The organism is Mucilaginibacter sp. (assembly GCF_028288225.1).
GTDB lineage: Bacteria > Bacteroidota > Bacteroidia > Sphingobacteriales > Sphingobacteriaceae > Mucilaginibacter.
The window spans coordinates 40,415-61,454 of sequence record NZ_JAQBOC010000066.1 but is presented as its reverse complement, the minus strand read 5'-3'; the positions used below and the strand labels follow the sequence as shown (position 1 = coordinate 61,454).

The 21,040-nt window shown below is 41.6% G+C and carries 20 protein-coding genes; 10 read left to right on the top strand and 10 right to left on the bottom strand.

Features of this window, described 5'->3' with window-relative positions:
* Nucleotides 1-73: 73 nt before the first annotated feature.
* The 4 genes from JWQ54_RS20050 to JWQ54_RS20035 all read right to left on the bottom strand — a co-directional run bounded on the left by JWQ54_RS20050 (nt 74) and on the right by JWQ54_RS20035 (nt 6,201).
* The gene (locus JWQ54_RS20050; RefSeq protein ID WP_299588507.1) at nt 74-1,099 is read right to left on the bottom strand and encodes a hypothetical protein; all 1,026 of its coding nucleotides are present in this window, start codon (nt 1,097-1,099) and stop codon (nt 74-76) included.
* 142 nt (nt 1,100-1,241) lie between these two features.
* The gene (locus JWQ54_RS20045; protein WP_299588504.1) at nt 1,242-2,699 is read right to left on the bottom strand and encodes a DUF1501 domain-containing protein; all 1,458 of its coding nucleotides are present in this window, start codon (nt 2,697-2,699) and stop codon (nt 1,242-1,244) included.
* 5 nt (nt 2,700-2,704) lie between these two features.
* Nucleotides 2,705-5,023: a PSD1 and planctomycete cytochrome C domain-containing protein gene (locus JWQ54_RS20040; RefSeq protein ID WP_299588502.1), complete on the bottom strand. Its 2,319-nt coding sequence runs from the start codon at nt 5,021-5,023 to the stop codon at nt 2,705-2,707.
* Nucleotides 5,024-5,316: 293 nt separating this feature from the next.
* The gene (locus tag JWQ54_RS20035; RefSeq protein ID WP_299588499.1) at nt 5,317-6,201 is read right to left on the bottom strand and encodes an Rpn family recombination-promoting nuclease/putative transposase; all 885 of its coding nucleotides are present in this window, start codon (nt 6,199-6,201) and stop codon (nt 5,317-5,319) included.
* Between the two features lie 169 nt (nt 6,202-6,370).
* Here JWQ54_RS20035 and JWQ54_RS20030 point away from each other — a divergent pair, with 169 nt between their 5' ends.
* Nucleotides 6,371-7,219, top strand: coding sequence for a hypothetical protein (locus JWQ54_RS20030; RefSeq protein ID WP_299588496.1), 849 nt, complete (start codon nt 6,371-6,373; stop codon nt 7,217-7,219).
* A 12-nt stretch (nt 7,220-7,231) separates the two neighbouring features.
* On the opposite strand, the gene JWQ54_RS20025 is transcribed toward JWQ54_RS20030, so the two are convergent.
* Nucleotides 7,232-7,843 (bottom strand): START domain-containing protein, encoded by a 612-nt coding sequence (locus JWQ54_RS20025; protein WP_299588495.1) that lies wholly within the window; start codon nt 7,841-7,843, stop codon nt 7,232-7,234.
* A gap of 163 nt (nt 7,844-8,006) precedes the next feature.
* On the opposite strand from JWQ54_RS20025, the gene JWQ54_RS20020 reads away from it, so the two are divergent.
* Nucleotides 8,007-8,249 (top strand): DUF6364 family protein, encoded by a 243-nt coding sequence (locus JWQ54_RS20020; RefSeq protein ID WP_299588492.1) that lies wholly within the window; start codon nt 8,007-8,009, stop codon nt 8,247-8,249.
* A 21-nt stretch (nt 8,250-8,270) separates the two neighbouring features.
* Here the strand turns inward: JWQ54_RS20020 and JWQ54_RS20015 are convergent, their stop codons facing one another.
* The 3 genes from JWQ54_RS20015 to JWQ54_RS20005 all read right to left on the bottom strand — a co-directional run bounded on the left by JWQ54_RS20015 (nt 8,271) and on the right by JWQ54_RS20005 (nt 14,504).
* Nucleotides 8,271-10,391 (bottom strand): bifunctional aldolase/short-chain dehydrogenase, encoded by a 2,121-nt coding sequence (locus JWQ54_RS20015; RefSeq protein WP_299588489.1) that lies wholly within the window; start codon nt 10,389-10,391, stop codon nt 8,271-8,273.
* Nucleotides 10,392-10,488: 97 nt separating this feature from the next.
* Entirely contained in the window at nt 10,489-11,568 is a 1,080-nt protein-coding gene (gene rhaT / locus JWQ54_RS20010; RefSeq protein ID WP_299588487.1) for an L-rhamnose/proton symporter RhaT, read from the bottom strand.
* A gap of 209 nt (nt 11,569-11,777) precedes the next feature.
* The gene (locus JWQ54_RS20005; protein ID WP_299588484.1) at nt 11,778-14,504 is read right to left on the bottom strand and encodes an alpha-L-rhamnosidase; all 2,727 of its coding nucleotides are present in this window, start codon (nt 14,502-14,504) and stop codon (nt 11,778-11,780) included.
* A 152-nt stretch (nt 14,505-14,656) separates the two neighbouring features.
* Between JWQ54_RS20005 and JWQ54_RS20000 the strand changes: the two genes are divergently transcribed.
* The 4 genes from JWQ54_RS20000 (at nt 14,657) to JWQ54_RS19985 (ending at nt 17,103) form a co-directional block, all read left to right on the top strand.
* On the top strand, nt 14,657-15,682 hold the full coding sequence (locus JWQ54_RS20000) for a GntR family transcriptional regulator (protein WP_299588482.1): 1,026 nt from the start codon (nt 14,657-14,659) through the stop codon (nt 15,680-15,682).
* Nucleotides 15,683-15,888: 206 nt separating this feature from the next.
* A complete protein-coding gene (locus JWQ54_RS19995) occupies nt 15,889-16,206 on the top strand; it encodes a helix-turn-helix transcriptional regulator (RefSeq protein WP_299588480.1) in 318 nt (105 codons plus the stop codon).
* Nucleotides 16,207-16,216: 10 nt separating this feature from the next.
* Nucleotides 16,217-16,672, top strand: a complete 456-nt coding sequence (locus JWQ54_RS19990) for an SRPBCC family protein (protein ID WP_299588478.1) — start codon at nt 16,217-16,219, stop codon at nt 16,670-16,672.
* Nucleotides 16,669-17,103 (top strand): hypothetical protein, encoded by a 435-nt coding sequence (locus JWQ54_RS19985; RefSeq protein WP_299588476.1) that lies wholly within the window; start codon nt 16,669-16,671, stop codon nt 17,101-17,103. Before JWQ54_RS19990 ends, JWQ54_RS19985 begins: the two co-directional genes overlap by 4 nt.
* A gap of 70 nt (nt 17,104-17,173) precedes the next feature.
* Here the strand turns inward: JWQ54_RS19985 and JWQ54_RS19980 are convergent, their stop codons facing one another.
* Both JWQ54_RS19980 and JWQ54_RS19975 read right to left on the bottom strand, forming a co-directional pair.
* The gene (locus tag JWQ54_RS19980) at nt 17,174-17,476 is read right to left on the bottom strand and encodes a hypothetical protein (RefSeq protein ID WP_299588474.1); all 303 of its coding nucleotides are present in this window, start codon (nt 17,474-17,476) and stop codon (nt 17,174-17,176) included.
* 125 nt (nt 17,477-17,601) lie between these two features.
* Nucleotides 17,602-17,898, bottom strand: coding sequence for a hypothetical protein (locus JWQ54_RS19975; RefSeq protein ID WP_299588472.1), 297 nt, complete (start codon nt 17,896-17,898; stop codon nt 17,602-17,604).
* A 305-nt stretch (nt 17,899-18,203) separates the two neighbouring features.
* On the opposite strand from JWQ54_RS19975, the gene JWQ54_RS19970 reads away from it, so the two are divergent.
* From JWQ54_RS19970 to JWQ54_RS19955, 4 genes are all read left to right on the top strand, one after another.
* Nucleotides 18,204-18,440 carry a helix-turn-helix domain-containing protein gene (locus JWQ54_RS19970; protein ID WP_367187121.1) on the top strand — a complete coding sequence of 79 codons (237 nt, stop codon included), beginning with the start codon at nt 18,204-18,206 and terminating at the stop codon, nt 18,438-18,440.
* A gap of 167 nt (nt 18,441-18,607) precedes the next feature.
* Nucleotides 18,608-19,681 carry a sensor histidine kinase gene (locus tag JWQ54_RS19965; protein WP_299588471.1) on the top strand — a complete coding sequence of 358 codons (1,074 nt, stop codon included), beginning with the start codon at nt 18,608-18,610 and terminating at the stop codon, nt 19,679-19,681.
* Nucleotides 19,678-20,451, top strand: a complete 774-nt coding sequence (locus tag JWQ54_RS19960; protein WP_299588468.1) for a LytTR family DNA-binding domain-containing protein — start codon at nt 19,678-19,680, stop codon at nt 20,449-20,451. Before JWQ54_RS19965 ends, JWQ54_RS19960 begins: the two co-directional genes overlap by 4 nt.
* A gap of 113 nt (nt 20,452-20,564) precedes the next feature.
* Entirely contained in the window at nt 20,565-20,990 is a 426-nt protein-coding gene (locus JWQ54_RS19955) for a hypothetical protein (RefSeq protein ID WP_299588466.1), read from the top strand.
* Nucleotides 20,991-21,040 lie beyond the last annotated feature (50 nt).

The window sequence follows — 21,040 nt, the reverse complement described above, 5'->3', positions numbered from 1 at the left end:
TCAGTGTTCTCTGTTCATTGCTTTGTGCTCTCCGTGGTAAAACTTTTAACTCCAAACGCTTGATTTATTCAATTTACACCCTCGTAAATTTATAAGGATAAACTTTGCCCGATGCCCATTGTGCAACATACAAATTCTCATCATTATCAATCAGCACATCATGCGGGTTTAAAAAGATCTTTTCGGCCTGTGCCATAGGTTGTAATATCCCGTCCTTGTATATAGGCTCGGTACCGCCAATGTTTGATACTACCTTGTTATTCTTATCCAAAATGGTGGTAAAACCAGTATTCTCATTGTTCAGACTGGGCGAGCGAAGCACCGCTGCATATAAGTGATCCCCTTTTATAACAGGGCGGCATACACAGGCGCCGGGAAGCTTTATAACTTCCATCAGCTTACCATCCATGCTAAAGCGTTTAAAGCAATTGCGGGTACGGTCGGTTATTATTAAAGTTGGTGTTGCGTTACGCCTGTCGATAGTTATCCCGTGTGCATTATCCAAATGCTCGTCGCCATCACCACGCCCGCCAAAAAAACTTTTCAGCTTTCCGTTTTTATCATAATGCATTATGTATTGCGACCCATAACCATCAGCAATAAAAAAATCGCCGTTTGTATCAACCGTGGTTTCAGTAGGGATAAAATCTTCCGGCTTTTTGTAAACACCAGTTTCCAGCGGTACATCAATGGTCATCAGGATCTTGCCATCCATGGTAGTTTTATAAACCTGGTGCTTTACCGTGTCGGTTATAAACAAAAACTCTGTGCCATTTTCGTTAACTAACGTAAGCCCATGTGCTCCCGGAAACTCATGCCCCCAGGTATCCAGCAGCTTGCCCGATTTATTATAGATAAGCACATTGTTCTTCGTTTCATTGGTGAGCAGCAAGATCCTGCCTTTTGAATCCTGAACCATCTCATGGCAATCATTCACCGGGTTTTTCATCGGATCCGCTTTGCTCCAATTATTGTCCATTTTGTAGCGCATATTGCCATGCCCGTAAACAGGACCATCATTTTTTGCCAACAGATCTTTTGCTATAAAAAAGCTTCCTGTAAAAACGGCTGATTGCTTGATGAATTTTCTTCTTTCCATATTATTATTTTTGATTTCACCGATTTTATAAAATTGATTACACCGATTCTTAAGTGATTTCATCGACTTGGGTTGAATTAGAGACATCTTTTGTCAACATAAATCAATCTGTGAAATCATTCCGAAATCGGTGAAATCAAAATCAAGAAATTATCCCTTTTACCACATTGCCGGCTACATCTGTTAGCCTGTACCTGCGGCCCTGGCTTTTAAAGGTTAATTTTGTATGATCGAGTCCCAATTGGTTTAATATGGTTGCATGGAAATCATGTACGTGAACAGGATCCTTTACTATATTATACCCAAACTCGTCCGATTCTCCATAAACTATCCCCGGCTTAATACCACCGCCTGCCATCCAGATACTGAAGCAGCGCGGATGATGGTCGCGGCCATAATTGGCCTTCTCCAGTTTGCCCTGGCTGTAGTTGGTTCGCCCAAATTCGCCACCCCAAATTACTAAAGTTTCGTCAAGCAGGCCGCGTTGTTTAAGATCGGTTACTAATGCTGCCGATGCCTGGTCAACATCCATAGCCTGGCCGGCCATTTCCTGCGGCAGGTTGCTGTGCTGGTCCCAGCCCTGGTGGTAAAGCTGCACAAAGCGAACCCCGCTTTCCGAGAGCTTGCGTGCCAGCAGGCAATTGGCGGCATAGGTGCCGGGTACCAGGCAATCCGGCCCGTACATTTTTACAATATCATCTGATTCTTTTGAAACATCCATAATTTCAGGCACAGCAGATTGCATTCTATATGCCATTTCATATTGTTGTACCTTAGCCGAGATCTCAGGGTCGCCAAATTCTTTATAGCTGATGTCGTTTAATTCCGCGAGCTTATCCAGCATTTTGCGGCGTTCGTGCCTGTTAATTCCGGGCTGGTCATTTAAGTAAAGCACGGGGTTTTCACCGCTGCTAAACTGTACCCCCTGGTGAATAGAATCTAAAAAGCCATTGCTCCAAAGTTTTGAATACACGCCCTGCCCATTACCTTTTCCCTTTGAGAGCAACACAGTAAACGCAGGCAGGTTTTTATTTTCGCTGCCCAAACCGTAACTCACCCACGAGCCCATACTTGGCCGGTTGCCCTGTTGTGCGCCGGTTTGAAAAAATGTTAATGCCGGGTCATGATTAATAGCCTCTGTGTACATGGATTTAATGATACAAATATCATCAGCTATTTTTCCTATATGTGGAAACAGGTCGCTGATCCAAGCCTTTGACTCGCCGTATTGTTTAAAATCATAAAATGAGCCTACCAGCGGGAACGATGCCTGGTTGGCAGTCATCCCGGTTAAGATCTGGCTGCCGCGAACAGACGGCGGCAATTCCTGGCCCATCATTTCCCGTAACTTCGGCTTATAGTCAAAAGATTCCAATTGTGAGGGCGCGCCATCCTGGAAGAGGTAAATCACCCGTTTGGCCTTTGGCGCAAAATTGGGAATGCCAGGTATAAAATCGGCTTCACTTTCAGAGCCGCTGCCACTAAAAAGATCGGGTATAAGCAGTGAGCCTAAAGCGATACTTCCTATGCCCAGGCTTAATCTTGATAAAAACCTTCGCCTGTTTATATTGAGGCGATGCTCTAAAATATCTTTCTCCATTGCCATCAGGTTTTTGTAATCGCTTCCTCTAAGTTATAAATTGTATCAACCGTTTTCATTATAGCGGCCAGCGTAACTTTATCTATATTTTCAGGAATGGGATATTCACCCACGCTCAGCACTTTTTGCGCATCCTTTATGTTTAGCGTTTTTAACTGATCGTTATAATATCCTGTTAAGATCCCGAGTTCCTTTTCATTTGGCATCCGGCACATAATCAACCGGAAGGCTTTTTTGATCTTATCATTTGCCGGGCTGTTATCTCTTAACAATTTGGCCGCCAAAACCCTTGCAGCTTCCAATACCGTAGGGTCGTTTTCCATTAGCAAGGCCTGTAAAGGAGTATTGGTCCTTAATCTTTTTACTTCGCATTGGTCGCGGTTGCTGGCATCAAATATGGCCATTTCAACAGGCGGAACGGTCCGCTTTATCAGCGTGTACATGCCGCGTCGGTAAAGGTCAGGTCCATGCACCTGCTTATAGCTGGCCAATATACCGCGCCCCGATGTAGCGTTTTCCCATAAGCCCGGTGGCTGGTATGGATTTACACTTGGCCCGCCAATAGTTTTAGTTAACAATCCGCTGCTTGCCAAAACCAGGTCCCTCACTAATTCAGCGGGGAGCCTGTAACGCGGACCACGGGAGAGCAAAATATTATCCGGATCGATCTTCACTTTATCGGGGGAAATAACTGCCGATTGGCGATATGTGGCTGACATCACCATTTGTTTTACAAGCCTTTTCATATCCCATCCATGATCCATAAAATCAACGGCAAGCCAATCAAGCAGCTCGGGGTGCGAAGGCAGGTCGCCCTGCATACCGAAATCGCCAGAGCTTTTTACTATACCCTTGCTGAATAATTCCTGCCATGTTTGGTTTACAAACACCCTGGCGGTAAGCGGGTTTCTTTTATCAAAAAGCCATTCAGCCAAACCAAGCCTGTTTTTTGGGAGCGAGTTGTCAAAAGGCAAAATAGCCTTGGGAGTACCTGGTTCTACCTCATCACCATGGGTGTCATAATTGCCGCGCCTGAGTACGTAGGTTTTTCGGTAAGCCTCGCTATCGCCCATAACGGAAACAATGAGCTTACCGGTGTCCTGCTTGTTTACAAATTTTAAAATGCTTTTTATATCATCATTGGTAATCTGCATCATCGGCCGTTTGGCATAGGTTTCAGGGCCGCCAACTGTTGATTGTATGCCGGGCTCTTTTACGCTGTTAAAAAACGAAAAAAGCTGGTAATACTCCTTTTGCGAAAATGGATCATATTTGTGATCGTGGCAGTGTGCACACTCCATGGTAACTCCTAACAGCGCTTTGCCAAAGGTATTGGTGCGGTCAGTAACGTAAGCCACGCGATATTCTTCATCTATTACCCCACCCTCTTCGGTAATTTTGTGGTTGCGGTTAAAGCCGGTTGCCAGCAATTGTTCCTTGGTAGCATTTGGCATCAGGTCGCCGGCGAGCTGCCAGGATATAAATTTATCATAAGGTAAATTTTCATTATAGGCATGGATCACCCAGTCGCGCCATGGCCATTGCGTGCGGTAATTGTCATCCTGGTAACCGTGCGAGTCGGCATAGCGGGCAACATCCATCCAATGCAAAGCCATCTTCTCGCCATAGGCAGGGCTTTTCATCAGTTCATCAACCACTTTGTTATAGGCATCCGGACTTTTATCAGCCAAAAACCTGTTCTGCATCTCAAGACTTGGTGGCAGGCCGGTCAAATCCAGGCTTACACGTTTTAAAAGATGTTCTTTATCTGCTTCGGGATTTGGTTTAATGCCGTATTGTTCCTGTTTTTTCAGGATAAAATTATCTATTGGATTTTTAGGCCATTCTTTGTTTTTAACATCAGGTACGGGTAATAATTTTGGTGGCACAAAGGCCCAGTGCTTTTCGTATTTGGCTCCCTGTTTTATCCACTTTTTTATCAGGTCAACCTCATGCGGGGTTAAACGCTTCAAATTTGAATTTGCAGGAGGCATCATTTCGGAAGTATCATTGGTTGATACCCGCCTGAACAGCTCCGACATTTCCGGACTTCCGGGAACTAAAACATGTGCACCCGGGTTATCCTTTAATGCTTTAAAAGCACTCTCCGGTTTGTCAAGCCTTAAACCTGCCTGTCTTTTACTGGCATCGGGCCCATGGCATTTGTAGCATTTATCAGAAAGGATAGGGCGGATGTTAAAATTATAGCTTATGGTATCGGGGATCTGATCCTCAATATTTGACGCAGAATTACCACAGGCATTAAACATAGCTGTAACACCTCCCACACACACCACCCCCAGTAAATATAATTTCCGCCGCATAAAATAAAACAGTAATGAGCGTTATAATTGGTTTATAAGAAGTTAAAATTAAACAAATAAATGTGAATTTAACATCAATACTTTTTATCCTGCTATAATTGAAACAAGTTTTTTACAAGAAGAGGGATTTTCCCTTATTCACTGTTTATGCTATTACGGGAAGTTCTGGTGATTTAAAAGGGGCAATTTAGATAATAAGTGAAATTGTGTTTATGCAATAAGCGCTGGCTTGCCGGACACAACAAAATTTTTACTTCAGCTGTATGTTTAACGATGGTATTGTTAAATGGAAGCTACAACTTTTTTATCTCTTTGATAGTTAGTTTTGTGAATTTTGAAATTTGTTCAAACGGCAGTCCGTCCTTTTTCATTTCAAGGGCGATTTCTTTCGCTTCCTCTAATTTCCCTTCTAACTTGCCTTTTTCTATGCCTTCTTTTATTGCATAGTCCAATACATTTTTATTGTCCCATTTATATTTCATGCTGCTATCGTACATGGTTTTCTCCTCCTTTGTCAAATTAGTATATTCAGCAATACTGAACAGTTTCTCAAATATGGGTTTCCGCAGGTACATGGGAATCTTATCCATCTTGCTCATGTTTTTTAATACATAAAGCCATTTGTCTAAATCAGTGTCCAGTTCAGTATCCGCTTTTACAAATTTATTCAATTCTAAATAAATATAACCTAGCTTATCGTAAAAAATTTCACCTGTTTCCCTGTTACATAAACAAATATCATGCAGGTATTCTTTACCATCGCTTATCTGTAAGGTAAAATCTTCCAGTAAAGCAACCAAATAAACTTCGGTAAGGTTATAAGCCCATTCGCTGCGCCTGCCTTTTGGGGCCTGGTCACTTATAAGCCTGGATGTATAAAATAAAGCCCTTTCTTTGAAATTGCCCTGCCTGCCACGCTGCACTTCAATTAAAAATTGTTCGCCATTATCGCCGGTACAAAGCAAATCAAATATAGCAGCACCTTCATCTTTCAAATCGCCATGATGCTCATTCTTATTGTACACCAGATCGACAATATGTTTTCGACCCCGGAATACTTCATTTAAAAAAGCAATCAGCAGATCTTTATTAGGCTCACTGCCAAAGATCTTCTTAAAAGCGAAGTCAACTAATGGATCGATATATCTTCCGATAGCAGGAGGTCTATTATTGGACATAGCCAAATATAGTGCTTTATGAAGCGGGTGCACAATGAAAACTACCTATTATTCGTAGGGACACCCTTCATCGGTTGTACATTGTCTTTTTATGAATGGTAATTTTAATATTTGTAATTAAACCTATATAAATTAAATTTGACGTACTGATTGCTAATACCTTATCAATATGATTAATAACAATGATGATATGCCCGACCAACCATTAAGCGACGATCCCGAAGAAAACCTGCGGATGGAAAATGAATTGCTGCGCCTAAAGTTACAGGCCGAGCTTGGTGGTCAATCACATAGTTCCGGCAATCTTCCCCCTGAAATTGAGAACGAGTTTCTTAAAAATATATTTGCTTTTGAGCAGAGTTACACAAATGCCAAACGCGTTAAAATTTACGACTTTATTGGGAAGCCCGTGTTTAAAAAGGCCGAAGATTTAGATGATAGCTCAATTAAGGCCGCCCTGCAGGAAGTAATAGATCTTCTATCAAAAAAAAATATCGTAGTGCATTTTGATGAAGAGTGCGATATCAGTACCCGGTATAATTTTATTACTGAAGAATTGTTTGAAAAGGAAACCGACGATTTTATGATCCCGGGGATGACCGTGAATTTTGATTATGAAGAATTTCATCCCAATCATAAAAAAGATATTGAAAATCGCGCGCTGGAGTTTTTATCTGAATGGTTTAAGCAAAGCTTTAATGAGTACAGCTGGGAACTGGCAAATAGCTTTATATTACCCGACAGAAGAATATTGAGCAAAAAAGATATTATAGCCCAGCTGAAAAATATTTTTGATGCCTATAAAGCTTTTATTAACGAGGATTATTTTATTAAAGAAATAAAATTTGAGCTGAATGAAAACGGTGGCTTAGGCCATGCCGAGGGTGGTGTAAAATATGATGCTGTTTTAGAAAACGGAGAATCTGTTGCTATACAAGGAGGCTTTAAATTATATCTATCCAATGAAAATGGCTGGTGGAGCATCTTTCATATAGTTTTTCCAGGCTTCAAATATTAGTTATGGCTAAACTCATTTGCTATTCTTTTCCTTCAGCAACTCCCTTAGCTTGACAAACGAATTATACGGACCTATAGCCATTGTGGCATTAACAAGCCATGATGGGATGCTGCCACCCGGATCAACGCTAAAGGTATAGTCGACCTTTAATTTGTTATCATCAGCCTGGGTTACTTTCCATTTTGCTAATGAATAAGGAACACGTACAAATTTATTATTTTGAGGCAGGTATTCAGGGAGGCTTTTTGCCTGGATATCTAAAATTTCAGGTCCTGAATTAATATCCAACTGTACAATAAGATCACGATCTTTAATGGGCCAGGGTAAACGCGATTCGGTATAATAAATTATCTTCTGCGGATTAAAGCTTTTTAATATTTCAGACTTTTTGTTTGAATATACCCAATCGTTATAATTGCCAATATCCTGCAATGTGCTTATCAACTGAGCTTTTGTTGCATTCAATTCGCAAACAACCCGTAATTCCTTTAAATTTCCGCTTGCGGGCTTGCGTGTATAAACAGCAATGCCATTTTCATTTCTCTTAAGTTCCCAATTACTTTGAGCCATTGCAGCAGAGAGGGTAAAGAAGAATATATTTAAAAGGACCAGCTTTTTTTTCATGAATATTAAGGGGTTTAATATTATAAACTACTATTAATACTCATTATTTTGCAAAACAGTATAAAAGAAAGAATTTAAATTGGTTAACAATTGTTTGCAGGATTTAAAAATTTGCTTTTGAATTTTATTTATCAACATGTATTTTTATTAAAACACACCTATTATGAAAACAAGGCTGACAGTAACGATAAAAGATAGCACTATAAAAAAGGCTAAATCCTATGCTAAATATATGGAAAGAAATTTGTCTGAGTTAGTTGAAAGTCACCTTGAAACACTTATTGAAACGCATCATGAAAAAAGGTCAACTTTCTCCCAAATAAAAAAAATAGCGGGAGTAATTAAACTTCCGTCTGGTTTTGATGAAGAGGAGACAATTAGTGCTTATTTTCAAAATAAGCACTAATGAAAAAGGATATCTATATTATTACCTCACAAACGCCATCGCAACTCCGCCATCCACATTTAATACATTTCCGGTTGATTTATTAAGTAAGCCGCCTACTAAAGCAAAGCAGGCGTTGGCAATGTCTTCCGGCAGGATGATCTCATTTAATAAAGTTCTTTTGGCATAATAGGCCGGCAGTTCTTCAACGGTTACGCCGTAAGCTTTTGCACGCCCTGCGGCCCAATCGCCCTCCCAGATCTTACTGTCGGATATTACTGCATCAGGATTTACCACGTTTACCCGGATATTATCTTTACCAAGCTCAGCAGCGTTTAGCCTGCTTAAATGCAGCTGTGCGGCTTTGGCAGATCCATAGCCCGCATTATTAGGGCCTGATACCAATGCATTTTTGCTTACTATGTTTATTACATCTCCACCTGTATCCTGCTTGCGCATAACCTCTACGCCAGCCTGTGTAACCATAAACTGGCCCTTTACCAATACATCATAAAGCAGGTCCCAATCTTTTTCAGTGTGGTCCTCAATTGGTTTTGAGATAGATAAGCCTGCACAATTAACCACCAGGTCAACCCCGGCAAATGCTAAAACAGCAGCTTCACAAGCTTTGGCAATAGCGGCCTTGTCAGTCACATCCACTAGTGCAGTTGTGTAAACATCTTTGCCATATTGTTTTAAAAACTCTTCGTTGGCTTGGGCTAAACGACTTGCATCATTATCATTTATAACTACGCAGGCACCTTCATCAGCAAATTTTTTGGCTATTGCTTTTCCTATTCCGCCGGCGCTGCCTGTTATCAGCGCTATACGGCCCGAAAGCGATTTTGGTTTTGGCATGCGCTGCAGTTTGGCTTCTTCAAGCAGCCAGTATTCAATATTAAAAGCCTCCTGGCGCGGCAATGAGGTATATTCAGAGATGGCCTCTGCGCCCTTCATTACATTGATGGCGTTGATATAAAACTCGGCTGCTACGCGGGCAGTTTGCTTATCTTTTGCAAAGGTAAACATACCTATGCCGGGGTACAGGATAACTACCGGGTTGGCATCGCGCATTGCGGGGCTGTTTGAATGCTTGCAGCTTTCGTAATAAGCTGCATACATTTTGCGGTAAGCCTCAAATGCCGGGGCCAGCTTTTCTTTTATTGCTTTGGTGTCGCTCAGGTCATCTTCAGCCTTAAGCTCCAAAACCAGCGGACTAATCTTCGTCCGCAAAAAATGATCGGGGCAACTGGTACCCATTGGCGCTAACCTATCCAAATCGTTTGAGTTGGTAAATTCAAGTACACGGCTGTCATCGGTAAAATGGCCAACCATGCGTACATTGCCAGAGCAAAAACCGCGAAGTATTGGCGCTATTGCAATAGCCTGTTTTCTGCGGGTGTTTTCTGCCGGACTTGTGATTTTACTGCCACCAAACACCGGGTCTTTCTTTCCGTAATTTTGTTCAAGATATCCGGCGCTTTTCTCAATTACCTCAAGGGTATTCATATAGCTTTCATAAGCTGTATCGCCCCAGGTAAATAAGCCGTGTGAACCCAGCATAATCCCGCGGATGCCTGGGTTTTCATCAAGACATTGCTTCAATTTTAAGCCAAGGTCGAAACCCGGCCTTTGCCATTCAACCCAGCCTATTGTTCCTTTAAACAGCTCCTGCGTAATTTTTTTACCATCTTTTGCTGCCGCGATAGCAATTGCAGCATCAGGGTGCAGGTGATCGATATGCTTAAAGGGCAAAAACCCATGAAGCGGCGTATCTATTGACGGCGCTTTTGAGCTCAGATCAAAAATGCAATGGTTAAAAAGCTCAACCATTTCATCCTCATGCTCAATGCCACGGTAAACATTAGTAAGACTGCGCAGCCGGTTTACATATAATGCCGCAAGCCCGCTTTTCTTTAAGGTGCCCAAATCACCGCCTGATCCTTTTACCCACATTACTTCGGTATCTTCTCCTGTTAAGGGATCTTTTGCTGTAACCTTGCATGACGTATTGCCACCCCCATAATTGGTAAGCCGCAAATCGGCGCCTAAAAGGTTTGAACGGTAAATGAGCAATGCTACCTCATCGCCCGCAAGCTCTGCGGCTTTGGCATCGTCCCATAAATAGCTTACATGCTTAAAATTTGTTTCTCTGACAGACATATTGTTTTTGTTAAGGAGAATCAAGAATTCAAGAGCCAGGAATCAAGAAAGAATAAACGCTCTTATCTTGACTCTTGATCTCTTGTATCCTGACTCTTTATTTAATAGCGTTCCCGTAGCCAACTACAAGAACTGATAAAATAATTACAGCTATTCCTATAATAACTGTAGTAAAAGCTTTTTTACTTACGCCCTTCCACTCCTTTAAAATAAGCCCCCAAATGTTGGCTATAAGAATAATAAAGGCCATGTGCAGGATCCATGAGCTGGCGCCGTTGCCAAGCTTGCTTTCGCCCATCCCATAAAAAAAGAACTGCAAAAACCAGGTAGTGCCGGCGAGGGCCGAAAATAAATAATTTTTCAGCAGCGGGGTTTTCGGATTTACATAATCACCAAAGGTTTTATTGCGTGCATTCAGGATCATGCACCATATAAAATTGGTGGTTAGGCCGCCCCACAATACTATAATATAAACCACATTGTTCCTGAACAGAAAGTTGCCCTGGCCCGGATGCGCCACTACCCAAATGGCGTTTGCCGTATCGGCCATTGATTTGCCGGCCTCCAGCCCGAAGTTGAAACAGGCGCTTAAAATACCTGATACAATGGCCACAAAGATCCCCAGCCCAAAGCGATATTCCTTATTCTCTGCTTTTGCAGAACTATTTTTGGCGAGGTCTGCTTCTTTCATAGTGCCTGCCTTTCCGCATATAATGATGCCGATAACGCAAATTGTTATGCCAAGCAGTACCAATTGCCCCCAATGCGAGGTAAGCAGCGTGGTGAAGGTATCTTTGCCCTCTTTAGGAAAGAAGTTATAATAAAGTGATGGAACAAGGGAACCAAAAACTGCACAAAGCCCTAAAATAATGGTGCTGCCTAGTGATACCCCGAGGTAACGTACGCCAAGGCCATAAGTTAAGCCACCAATTCCCCATAAAAGGCCCATCAGGTAAGTCCATCCCAACACATCAGTTCCGGTGCTTTTTATGATCTCTGCAAAGCCCGGGATTGTAAGCCATGCTGCCAATGGCGGCACAATGAGCCACGAAAATATGCCCCCCACAATCCAGAAGCTTTCCCAGGCCCAGCCTTTAACTTTTTTATACGGGATGTAAAAACTTCCTGAAGCAAACCCCCCGAGGAAATGAAAAAAAACGCCAAAGATTATGCCCATAGGATTAGTTGACTAGGTTTGTTTTGTAGAGCCGCGATGCATCGCGGCTTAATTAACCATTAATCACATTTTTGTTATTCATGTCTTCCTGGCGTGATACACAATGCATTGCGTATCTATTTTACCCTTATTAAAATTGATGAATCGCGCTTGTCGATCAATTCCTATCAGCGCTGGGCGTATGCGATACGCCCCTACGGTTGTTTAATTCACTGTCTTGCAGTGCTAAAATGATACACTCCCGACCCCACATTTAATGCTACATAGCCATCTGCTGCTTCGCCCACTTTTATTCCCGGCACTGTTGCAACTGCTTTACCGCTTTCTAAAATAGTGCTGTTACTATTGCCCGGGATATATATGGTGGCCGTTGTATTGGCCGGAATCTCCACATCAAGCAACAGGTTACTGATATCCAGCTTCCAGTGCGAGCTTACCTTCCCATAATTTGTTTCATAATCAGCGGCTACATTATCCAAATTCCCGCCAATGGTTGGTTTTATTATGATCTGTTTATACCCCGGAGCATCCTCTTTGGTGTCAATGCCCGCTATAACGCGGTACATCCAGTCGCCAATAGCGCCGTAGGCGTAATGGTTATAGGAATTCATTGATGGCGCTTCAAATGAGCCATCAGTACGGATGCCGTCCCATCTTTCCCAAATAGTTGTGGCGCCCATTTTTACAGGGTATAACCATGACGGGTAAGTTTCCTGCAGCAAAAGCCTGTAAGCTACATCCGCATGCCCAAATCTGCTGAGCACATGGCATAAATACGGTGTCCCCAAAAATCCGGTGGTTAAGTGGTTGCCATATCTGCTGATATTATTCACCAATCGTTGTGCGGCCTGTTGTCTTAGGTTTTCGGGCAGCATATCAAATTCAAGTGCCAGTACATAGGCGGTTTGCGTATCAGAAGAGATCAGCCCGTTTGGCGTTACATATTCGCCGATATATGCTTTTTTGATTTTAGCCAGCAGATCAGTATAATAAGCTTCATCATCTTTTTTACCTAAAACTTTAGCCGTATTAATCATTAATTGGGTTGAATAGGCATAAAAACATTGAGCTATCAAATATTTGTTAGTAATGGCCGAGCTGCCATCGGTATCATCGTTTACACTGTAAAAAAGCCAGTCGCCAAAATGGTTGCCGGTGTTCCACAGGTCGTTTTTGCTTTTATCCTGCATGTATTTAACCCAGGCCTTCATGCTGGAATATTGATTTTCAAGGATCTGCTTATCGCCGTAGGCCAAATACATGTTCCACGGAATAATTGTCGAAACATCTGCCCAGCCTGTACTGCCACCCATTTCGCCTCTGCCTGCCCTTAGTACATTAGGTATTACAAAAGGGATGCTCCCGCTGGGGTATTGGTCGGCGGCAACATCTTTAAGCCACTTGGTAAAAAAGTTATGCACGTTCATATTGTATGATGCCGTGCGCGAAAAAACCTGCGCATCGCCTGTCCAGCCTAAACGCTCATCACGCTGCGGACAATCTGTAGGCACATCTAAAAAGTTGCCTTTTTGTCCCCACTGAATATTATGCTGCAACTGGTTTAGGAGCGGGTTGGAGCATGAGAATGTTCCGGCCGGTTTCATATCTGAGTACAACGAAACCGCTGTGAAATTTTCAGGTTTTAAATCGCCGGGATAACCTTCAACCTTTATGTACCTGAACCCCTGCCAGGTAAATTGCGGCTCAAAAGTTTCCTCTTCTCCGCCTTTAAGTATGTAAATATCCTGGGACCTTGCTGTGCGCAAGTTTTCGGTATAAAAATTACCCGGCTTGTCAATTACCTCGGCATGAGAGATCTTTATAGTGTCGCCTGCTTTACCTTTAACTTTCATTTGTACCCAACCTACCAGGTTTTGCCCAAAATCAATTACCTGTTCGCCTTTTGGTGTTTTAAATATGTTAACCGGTTTAAAAACCTCATGCTTTTTAACAGGCTCATTGTAGGTAGCAATTAAAATATCTTTTGCAAAGTCTTTTACGGTTACGCCAGACCATGACTTATCATCAAAGTTGGCGGTCGACCAGCTTTTTTGCTGCATGCGGTCGTCAATAGTTGCGCCATAATAGATCTCAGCAAACCTAACCGGCCCGGTTGATGATTTCCAGCTCTCATCAGTTGTTATGGTTTCCGTTGTACCATCAGTATAAGTTACCTCCATTTGAAATAATAAGGCAATATCTTTACCATAAAGGTTTGGCTTAGGATCATATCCGAAATAACCACGATACCAACCGCTGCCAAGTGTTGCACCAACTGCATTTGCCCCCGGCTGCAATAAATTGGTAACATCATAAACCTGGTATTGCAGGCGTTTGTTAAAGCTTGTCCAGCCCGGTGTTAAAAAGGCATCGCCAACCCTGTGGCCATTTATCTGGGCCTCATATAAACCATGAGAAGTAATATAAGCCATCGCCGACCTTACCTTTTTTGTTAATGAAAACCCTTTACGAAATAACGGGCTTGGCCTGTTTACTGAATCTTCAGAAAAGCCGGGAGTTATCCATTTGGCTTTCCAGTCGCCAGGGGTAAGCAAACCCATCTGCCAGCTGGCAGGCTCACTCCAGGTGGTAGCTTTGCCTGTATTATCCCAAATCCGCACCTGCCATACATATTTTTTCCCCGCTGCCAGCGGCTTGCCTTTGTAAGTTATATACATCGACTGATCTGACATTACCTTCCCGGTTTTCCAAACTTCCTGTGCACCTTTACCCAGGCTGCTTACCTTTACCTCATAGGCGGTTTGCATTACGCCACGCTTATCGCCGGCATTTAACTGCCAGCTGAGCCGCGGATTTATAGCATCTATGCTGATAGGGTTAATAGCATTCTCTGTTAATAAATACTGCACCTTAACCTGCGCAAAACAAGTACTTGTCAGGAGGAGGGCAAAAAATAGAATAAGGATCTTTCTCATCTTTATTAATTAGGATGTGGATATATTCAAATTGGTTAGGCAAGATAATGAAATTGCTTTTAGTTAACTATCCTGTACTGTCTTATCTAAAGGGTTTTTCACGTAATTTTTTTAGTTTTAACTTTTTAAGATAGCAGCAGGTTTTAGGTAGGATGAAAAATTATTTAAAAATTATTAAAATAGATGAATACTCTATCACACCTAAATACCTGCAGATAAGCAATTCCATTTTACGGGGTATTGAGGATGGGAATATTAATAAGGATGATATCCTCCCCTCAATAAATGACCTGAGTGTTGCCCTTGACGTTTCGCGCAACACTATTGAGCGCGCTTATAAAGAGTTGAAGCAATATAATGTTATCACCTCAGTAGCCGGCAAAGGTTATTTTATTTCAAATACATCCTTTAATCAGCCGGTAAAAGTTTTATTACTGTTTAATAAGCTAAGCAGCCATAAAAAGATCATTTATGATGCGTTTGCCGAAACCCTTGGAAGCAATGCGGCTATTGATTTTTACATCTACAATAACGATTTTAATGTTTTTAAAAAGCTGCTGGCTAACAATACAGCGCATTACTCAAAGTTAATAGTTATCCCCCATTTTATAGAAAACGCCGAAAATGCCTTCGCTGTAATTAACGAATTACCTAAAGATAAGCTGATTTTAATGGATAAGCTGCCCGATGGAGTGACCGGCAATTTTGGTGCTGTTTTTGAAAATTTTGAACAGGATATTTATTATGCGCTTGAACAACTGGTAGAGCAGCTGAGCAAATACCACACGTTAAAGATCATCTTCCCCGAAAATAGCTATTATTCCAAAGAAATATTGACCGGTTTTTTAAACTTTTGCGGCCAGTACGCTTTTGAGTATGATATTATCCATCACCTTAAAAACGAGCCTTTGCAACCCGGTACCGTGTACATTAATTTAATGGAGGACGACCTGGTTGAGCTGATAGAAAAAATTATTGGTGATAAGTTAAAAATAGGCGAGGAAATTGGCGTAATAAGCTATAATGAAACACCGCTGAAAAAGATCATTCTGAATGGCATCACAACTATATCAACAGATTTTAAGCTGATGGGTGAAAAAGCGGCTGAAATGGTACTGAATAATGGCAAGGAGCACATTGCCATTCCATTTAAAGTTACTTCCAGGAATTCGTTGTGATATAAATTTATTATCCCTAATAGTACCCAATAGGTTACGCTGCAACAACCCTGATTCTATTATGGGATTTTTACGGGGACTTTCGAAGAAAAATACCGGATTTTTTGAATAAAGCATCAAGTTATCCTACCCGGAAATTTTTATTTGCATTTATAAAATTAATGGTAAGTTTGCACTTACGGTAAGTTTATGCTTACTATTAAAATATGAGCGTTTGCGAAAAAGCTTTTAATGCATTAGGGGATCCGACACGAAGATTGATCTTTGAAAAACTCCGTGACCGCCCGCTGGCAGTTGTTGACATTGCCGACGGGCTACCAGTCAGCCGACCGGCAGTTTCACAGCATCTTAAAGTTTTAAGAGAGGCCAAACTGATCAGCATACATCAGCACGGGACTAAAAACATTTGCCAGATTGATAGGGAAGGCGTTTTGGCAATGCGTAATTACCTGGATAAGTTTTGGGATAAAGCACTGGCCGCATTCAAATCAACCGCAGAAAAAACAGAAAAGGAAGAACAATAATCAACTGAATATGGAATCAACAATGAATATCGAATCAATTAAAAAAGAACTCCTTGTAGAAGCATCACAAGCGACAGCCTTTAAAGTATTCACCGAAAAAATGGATTTGTGGTGGCCGCGTACCCATCATATCGGTAAGTCACCTATGACTGAGATGGCACTCGAGCCCATGTTAAATGGCCGCTGGTATTCCAAACATGAGGACGGCAGCAAAGCGGATGCCGGTTATGTAATGAAATGGCTGCCACATGACCTGCTCATTCTCGCCTGGCAGATCAACGGCGACTTTCAATACGATCCTGATCTGATAACGGAGGTTGAGGTACACTTTATAGCAGAAGGCCCTAAAACAACGAAAGTAAAATTCGAACATAAAAACCTAAACCGGCTTGGCGGAGGCAAGGCCATTGAAAGCATGGACAAGGGCTGGGGAGATATTTTAGAACTATACAGAAAGAGCGTATGAAACCTAAACTTTTATTGCGGATCTCCGCCATCCTGATGTTCCTGCATACTGTCGGACATACTTTCGGCGCGCTTAGCTGGAAAAACGCGCCTAATCCGTCCGTCGGGCAAGTGATCTCCGGGATGCAGAAAAACCATTTCGAGTTTATGGGCCGGTCAACAACGCTGGCATCCTTTTTCGAGGGATACGGCTACACGATGATCCTGGTGCTGCTGCTGATCAGTGTGCTGCTATGGTTATTAGCTGCTGAAATAAACAACCGGCTGTCGGCGAAGTTACTGCCGCTATTATCGGTATTTCTGTTATTGATGGCCATTATTGAATATATTTATTTTTTCGCATTTGCTGCCGCCTTTTCTTTATTGGCCGGCCTGTGCACTTTACTAGCGTTGTTTACCAGGAGAACAAATTTAAACACATCAAAAGACTAATCAATATCAAATGAAATAGCAAAATTATCACAGCAGTACGGTTAATACAAATTCAAAGAAGACGCGAAGATCAAGGACCAAATAATGACTGGTCGGCAAACCCAACTTCTGCATAGAGTACTTTATTGTTAGCCCGCACCAGGTTTTGCCCCCAGGGTAACTGCAATTGGACATAGTTCACCACATCCGGCAGCTGTAGCTTCATCGCTTCTGCCAATTTCTGCTTATTCAGTGAATTGTATTCCGTATAGTCAATCTCGCGCTCATTGGTGGTTTTCCCCCACGCTGACTGATTCCAAACGGCATAAACCCTATAAATATCAGGAGCGTTTTTATGGAATTTGTCGAAGCTGAATTCATTTGCTGTACACAATAAAAGCAGGCTAACGCATGTGATACCTACTGATAATCCGAAAACGTTTATAAAAGAGATTGCCTTCTATTTTTGCAGATTTCGGAGCGCGATTTTGATATAACTTTTGAGCATACCGGTGCTAATTAAAGAGTAATTTTATATATTGATTTCTTTGTATTCATATAATCTGGCAGGGGGTGAGACTGAACGTTAATTGTATTTTGCCTGGTATCCTCGTCTACAGGTTTTATACTTTTCAAAGCAAGCAACTGTTGGTGATTTGCCGGCTCATCTTCCCACCAGTCACACAGGGGCATTATTGTAGTTTTCAGGTGTAGATTTTCCAGCAGTAGCAGATCTAATTCCTTCAGATCTTCTTCCGATGCCTCGTTCATCAGTTTTTTTGTTGCAAGGTCCCAAACACGATCCGCTGTGTTCATAGGCTATAAATTGCTTTGAAGTAATTTTAACAAGACAACGCCTATAAATTACGTGCCATTTACTTAAATATGTTCATATCAATAAATTAGACTATTAAAAATTATGCTAATCGTACGGAACTGAACGGTTGGTGACGCTTTTATAACGCTGTATAGTTTTTTCCGGACGAGTCACTGTGTTGAAGCAGAAAACGATAAGCAAAATTACGATGTGCCATATTGTAATCCTGCGTTTTCTGCCTCACATAATGATAGACTAGACAATATTTAAATGAGCGCTTTTTGGGTACTTAACCGGCAGGAGCCTGACTATCTTTAAGCAAGATTTCCAAAAAACCTTTAAGGCTCCGCCAAGACAATGGCTTACGCAAAAACGGCTGAAATTGGCGCATCACCAGATCTTCGAGGAAAAGAGAAAACCATCTGATGTATATTTTGAAGTAGGTTTCGAAAACCTCTCGCATTTTTCCTACGCGTTTAAAAAACAGTTCGGACATTTCCCTCATGCTTTGCTGGATAAGGTAGCGGCCAGTCAAAAATAAGGCGATGTGATTTTCCCCTCAAAATAGAATTGTATAACTTTAGAACAGGTTTATGGCCGTTTTAAATGCTAAATTTTCCATTTCATTTCACATCAGTTGTTTCCATAAATATAATTCAGGATGTTTATATAAATATTGCATAACCTTTCTTTAGAAGGAACGGATATTTGAACTGCTTACCAGAAACCGGGAAATATTTGATGATTGCTGCAAAGAAAAATGGATTGAATGACAAATGGGCAAGACTCATCGGGATACCGGTTATTGTTGTTTTATTGGTCTTCCTGAGTGACAACCGCGGAATCAGTACTTCATCCAAAATATTGGTTGTCAGTATTGCCAAATATGTGGTGTACGTTACCTTTTACTGGGAATGCAGCCGCTTTATATTTCTGTATATGCGCAACAGGTTCCCGCATTTAAAAGAAACGGCTAAAAGAATTGTGGTTCAAAGCGTGGTCATGTCCGTATTTATTTTGCTGGCCGGCTTGATTATAGGAGGGATCAATTATGCGTATCCTAACGGCAACAGGGAACCATTTTTAACGGAGTACGAAGATATTATCCGGAAAAGCCTGGTTTTGCTGGGGATCGTGACGGTTATTTATGAATGTGCTTACTTTTTTGGGCGCTGGGAACATAGCCTGTACGAGTCGGAACGTTTAAAAAAGGAAAGCTTGATCTCTCAATTGGAACTGTTAAAAAATCAGATCAGTCCGCATTTTCTATTTAACAGTTTAAATGCATTGATCACCCTGGTCCCTGAAGATCCTAAATTATCCGTGCTGTTCATCCAGCGGCTTTCCAATGTATACCGGCATGTGTTGAACTACAATGAAAAAAATGTGATCGGCCTGGAAACGGAATTAAAATTCCTGGATGATTATATTTTTTTGAACAAAATGCGTTTTGGTGAAAACTTACATATTGTGTACCAACTCCCGGGAAACCTGGAGCAGCTAAAAGTGATCCCGTTTACCCTGCAAATGCTGGTTGAAAATGCCATTAAGCATAACATTGTTTCCGGTAAAAAACCGCTTACCATTATTATCAGTAAAACCGGAAATTTTATTGTGGTGAAAAACAACCTGCAGATAAAAACCTCCGGTGTGGAATCCACAGGCACTGGCTTGCAGAATATCATTAACCGGTACGAATTGCTGACCAACAAACTGGTTGAAGTTGTTGCGGATACAGCAAATTTCAGCGTATCGCTTCCCCTTATTTATGATAGTGAATGATGAAAGTATTGATTATTGAAGATGAGGCGCCTGCAGCACGCAGGTTGCAGCAGTTATTAGAGAGCCACGATCCGACCATACAAGTCATCAGTATCATTGACAGCATAGAAGACGCGGTGCAGTGGTTAAAGAATTTCCGCCACCCCGAACTGATATTTATGGACATTATGCTGGCAGACGGGCAGTCATTTGAAATATTTGAACATGTAGAAGTCAGGGTTCCCATCATATTCACCACCGCTTATGACGAATATGCGATACGGGCCTTTAAAGTAAACAGTATTGATTACCTGTTAAAACCTATAGAACCATTGCTATTAGCACAGGCGCTGAACAAATATCGCTTTATCAGCCAGTCACCTGGAAATTTCCGGGAAATTATGGAATCCCTGCTGCTCAGCCAAATGAAGGACACGGATGCCCGGCCGACTTTTAAAAGCAGGTTTTTGATCCGGTCCGGAGCTCAGTTCGTTTCGGTTGAAACCCCGGAAGTTGCCTGGTTTTGCTTTGAAGATAAACTTACCTTTTTATATACTACAAAACTGAAAAGATATATGCTGGATCATACGCTTGATGAACTCGAAAAACTGATCGATCCTTATCTTTTCTTCCGGCTGAACAGGCAGTATATCACTTCCTTCAGCGCTATTGGGTCCGTTCACAATTATTTCAATGGTAAACTTAAAGTATACCTGACTCCTGAAATGGAAAACGGAATTGTTGTTAGTAAGGAAAAAGCACATTACCTCAAATTGTGGCTTAACAGGTAATTTCCTTTAAACAGGTAAAACGACGTTTCATAACACTTTACTTCCGCTTCATTCCAAACCGGCTGATATTTAAAGTCTTCAGGCCTATCATTGCTTAACTAAAAAATTAAGCAATGAAGACAAAGATTAGCAATTACATGCTCGCCATTGTGGCAATTATCTTATTGGGTGCTTTCCAGGTAAACCATTCTGAATTTTTAACAGGCACGTGGAAGCTAAAAAGTTTCACCCCGGAATATCCTGCAACAATGACCGGTAAAGCCAGGCCGGCTGCCGAAGCTGACATGAAAGAGCTTGCCGGGCGATTAAAGAAAACAACTTTTATTTTTAGTGCGGATGGTAATTTATTCTACTTAGGGCACCAGGTAAAATGGTCAACGGGCACTGATGGCAAAACAGTGAGTTTGATAAGCGGTACCAACGAAAAATCAGCAGTTACAATTATCAAATTAACAGAGCAGGACCTGGTGTTTAAACGGGTAGATGACGGAATAACCCAAACCTTCCATCTCTTTAAAGTGATTAAGGAAATCCGTTAATATTTTGATTAATGCAACCATTAACAGTGATTACTCCAGATTACCACACC